We start from the raw sequence: 3,941 nt of genomic DNA, 5'->3' as shown, positions 1-3,941 counted from the left end.
TTATCCAATGCTGCGTCATCAGTCTCCTTAAATAGCTCGCTATTCGCGTCGACTGATTCCTTGCATTGAATAAAAATGCAAGAATGAAATCCGATAACGCTTTAATCAGCGCTTCCCTAGAAAGGAGCTGGGCGGAGCCCTGAGGAACATCGATTTGTATTCTTAATGCCGGTCAATTTGCCGGGGTACATTCAGCAGGGAGATTTCTCGACTTCGTTTCATGGGCTGTATGGGGAAAGGAATTTCATATCGGCGCTTTTCTCCGCTCGAAATGACATGGGAGCGTAGAAGTCATATCAGGCCCCTCCGGCGACACCAGCGGCCGGGCTTTAAGGTGTTCGCTTTATGTGCAGGCTATGCTCAAATAAGAGCCCGGCTCAGAAGCCCTCTGCAGGGCTTCTGCCTTCCAAAGGAAGGGGAGTAAAAACTGCCGCGAAGCGGCCAACACAACCAGGAGCCTCGAAGAGGCTGCTGACCCTCTGAGCGAAAGCGAACACAACCTTTCTACACAACCTGCCGCCGCAGGCGGCCATAACCCTCGGGGCGAAGCCCCGTCCACCTTCCCTTCTGAACCCTCACGCCGACAGGCGTGTCAAAAAGCGGCCCCTTTACTCCTCCTCATTCCATGGCAGATGGATATGGGGGGATTTCAGAAAGCGGGGGAGAATGCCCTGGTCTTCTCTGGGATGGGCAGGAACGAAGACGGGGAGACGGTTGGGGAGGATTTCCAGATCCAGGGGGAATGTGGGGCCCAGGTCGCCGTCCACATTGGTGACGAGAGGTTCATTTTCCCGGATGGAGAGGTGGGCTTTCTTGAAGCTCACCACGGTGAGGAAGTCCGGCCCCATCTGCATGCCGGCCAAAAGCTTTGGCGCCGATTTCAGAGCCAGAAGCCATTCAAAATCGTGGAAGAGGCAGAGCTTGATGACGCCCTTATTTCTTTCTGCCGGTGGAATAAGGTTGTGGAAACTTCCGGCGGAGTCGGTGAGCATGGCGGCAATGAGGGGTGAGGATACTTCAATCACCGTGCCGTTATCCTCTTCGATTTTGAAATGGTAGGATTTCTGTTTCGGCACCACCTGCATGCCTTTCATGTAGTAGGCCAGGGAGCCGAAGAGGGTTTTTTCCTTGATGGAAACTTTTCCAACAGCTTCGGAAATGCTGCCGGCACCTACCACATTGATGAAGTAGCGGTCATTCACGCGGCCTACGTCGATCTTTGTTTTCACTGCCGTTTCCAGCATGTGGATGGCGCCCTGGGGTGAGCGGGGGATGTGAAGGGCCCTGGCCAGGTCATTCACCGTGCCGAAGGGGACGAAGCCAAAGGCAGAGCTGCTTTCTACGGGCACCATGCCGTTAATGACTTCGTTAATGGTACCGTCGCCGCCCATGCATACCACATCCCGCCCCGCTTCTGCTGCGGTCCTGGCAAAATCCGTGGCATCGCCTGCCTTTTCCGTGAGCTTGATGATGATATCATCAAACCGCTTGGAAAGGACAGAGTGCAAAAGGGGTATATAACGCGGCGCCCGCTCGTGGCCCGATGTGGGGTTGACGATGATGGTGCACTGTCCTTCTTTTTCCATAACTCTCACGCTCCGTGCATTGGAGACTCTGTCTCCTGAATTCTATCTATCCTATTATACCAAATGGAAACGGAAATTTGACAGGTTTATGAAAGTTTCCTATGGAGATGAAACACGATGGTGCCATGTCGGACAGGAAACTATACGCAAACAGTTTCCTGCTGTGATGAAACACGATGGTGCTATGTCGGACAGGAAACTATACGCAAACAGTTTCCTGTCGCGAAGAAACACGATGCTGCCATACCATCCCTGTCATTTCGAGCGAAGCGAAGCGGAGTCGAGAAATCTCCCCTACATTCTATCTCTTCTAGAATGAAAAAAAGAGGAGTAAAGATGACAGGTTTATGAAAGTTTCCTATGGAGATGAAACACGGTGGTGCCATGTCGGACGGGAAACTATACGCAAACAGTTTCCTGCCCCGATGAACCACCATATTGCGGCGCCGAGCAGGAAACTTATTTTCCGAAGGAAAATTTTTTAAAATCTTCTTGACAATGATGAACCTCGGGATTATACTCTATGCATAACCGAAAACCCAAAGATACAAGGAACGGGAAAAAGGAAATTTCCTTGGTTTGCAGAGAGCCGGCGGTCGGTGAAAGCCGGTAAGAAGAAAACTTCCAACACTCACCCGTGAGTATTTCAGCCGAATAAAGTAAGCGGAAACGTCCATTCACGTTACGAATAGGAACACCAAAGTATAATGTAGGGTGGTACCGCGAATATTTCGCCCCTATCTTCAAAAGAATGAAGATCAGGAGCTTTTTTATTTGGTATCACAGGGTGTTCCACTGAGCGATAAACCAGGGTGGTACCGCGTATATGCGCCCCTGTCGGAAGGAAACTTTCGACAGGGGTTTTTGATTGGGTATAAATAAAATCATTATAAATCAGGAGGAAATGAAAATGAAGAAATGGATGAAAGCAATGGCAGCAGCAATGGCAGCAGCAGCAGTGTGCGGAGCATTTGCAGGATGCGGCGGTGACAAGAAGGCCGCTTCTTCCACCGCAGCAGCCGCTGGCGGGGAGACCGTGAAGTTCGGCTTCGTCACCGCCTATACCGGCCCCGGCGCCGCTTACGGCCAGGCAGAAAAGGAAGGGGCAGAGCTGGCAGTGGAGGAAATCAACAAGGACCCGAAGACAAAGATGAAAATCGACCTGGTTACCTACGACAGCAAGCTGAGCAAGGCGGAAGCCATCAACTCCTTCAAACGCCTCATCGAACAGGATAAGGTGCTGGCTATCCAGGGACCCATGACATCCGGTGAAATGTTTGCAGCCGGCCCCATTGCCCAGCAGGCTAAGATTGCGGTCTTCGGCACCAGTACCACGGCACCGAAGATTACGGACATCGGCGATTACATTTTCAGAAACGCCATCCCCGGCAAACTGGCCATCCCCACTACCGTCAAGAAGGCCCATGATAAACTGGGCTTCAAGAAGGTAGCTGTCATGTATTCCAACAACAATGACCAGATGGTTGGGGAAAATGAAATTTACCAGCAGACCTTCAAGGATATGGGTATCGACGTGGTAGCTACAGAAACCTTCGCCGACAAGGACACCGATTTCTCCGCCCAGCTCACCAAGATTCAGGCAGCCAACCCCGATGTCATCTGCATTGCAGGCTTCTATCAGGAAGGCGCCCTCATTGTTAAGAAGGCCAGAGAAATGGGAATGAACCAGCCTATCATCGGCAACAACGGTTTCAACAGCCCCCAGTACATCAAACAGGCCGGCGCCGCTGCTGACGGCACCCTGGTGGCAACCCCCTGGAATCCGGATAGAAACAGCGAAAAAGCCCAGAACTTCCGTAAAGCCTTCGTAGCCAAGTACGGACACGAACCGGACCAGTTCGCAGCCCAGACCTACGATGCCTTCTACATTATGCATGAAGCCGCTGAAAAATCCGGCTCCACCACGGACAGAAAGAAATTCCGTGATGCACTGGCCCAGATTAAGAACTTCGAAGGCGCTACCGGTAAATTTGAATTTGATGAAAACAGGGATCCGAAGATGGACCTGGACGTACTCCAGGTGAAAGATGGAAAATGGGTTCCTTTCGCTTAATAGGTTGAAATCCTAAATTGAAGCATGGAAGCATGGTATGGCAGCATAGAAGCATGGAAAAGCAGCATGGAAGTATGGATATAAGGAAATAGAGGAGCATGGGAGAAAGAAGAAGAGGAGCATGGGAAATAAAAAGGCGGAGCCTGGGGCTTCGCCTTTTTACGTGGGAAATACTGCGGCCACAGCCGCCACCACAACCCTCAGGCTGTGCACATTCTGCAGAGAATGTGCAAGTCAGTCGAAGTTGGCCCATAGCCTGCCCATAAAAGGGCCTTCCTTTT

Annotated in this window: 2 protein-coding genes and 1 other annotated feature; of the genes, one reads left to right on the top strand and one right to left on the bottom strand. The window is 51.4% G+C overall.

Annotation, left to right across the window (positions count from 1 at the left end; translation table 11 throughout):
* Positions 1-608: 608 nt before the first annotated feature.
* Positions 609-1,586 carry a diacylglycerol kinase family protein gene (locus QZQ29_RS09050; protein ID WP_296962536.1) on the bottom strand — a complete coding sequence of 326 codons (978 nt, stop codon included), beginning with the start codon at positions 1,584-1,586 and terminating at the stop codon, positions 609-611.
* A gap of 541 nt (positions 1,587-2,127) precedes the next feature.
* Positions 2,128-2,328, top strand: a binding site (T-box leader).
* Positions 2,329-2,496: 168 nt separating this feature from the next.
* Here QZQ29_RS09050 and QZQ29_RS09045 point away from each other — a divergent pair.
* A complete protein-coding gene (locus QZQ29_RS09045) occupies positions 2,497-3,660 on the top strand; it encodes an ABC transporter substrate-binding protein (RefSeq protein ID WP_296962534.1) in 1,164 nt (387 codons plus the stop codon).
* Positions 3,661-3,941 lie beyond the last annotated feature (281 nt).

Source organism: uncultured Dialister sp. (assembly GCF_900538805.1).
Lineage (GTDB): Bacteria > Bacillota > Negativicutes > Veillonellales > Dialisteraceae > Dialister.
The sequence above is the reverse complement of the archived record's forward strand: the minus strand, read 5'-3'. Positions and strand labels throughout refer to the sequence as shown.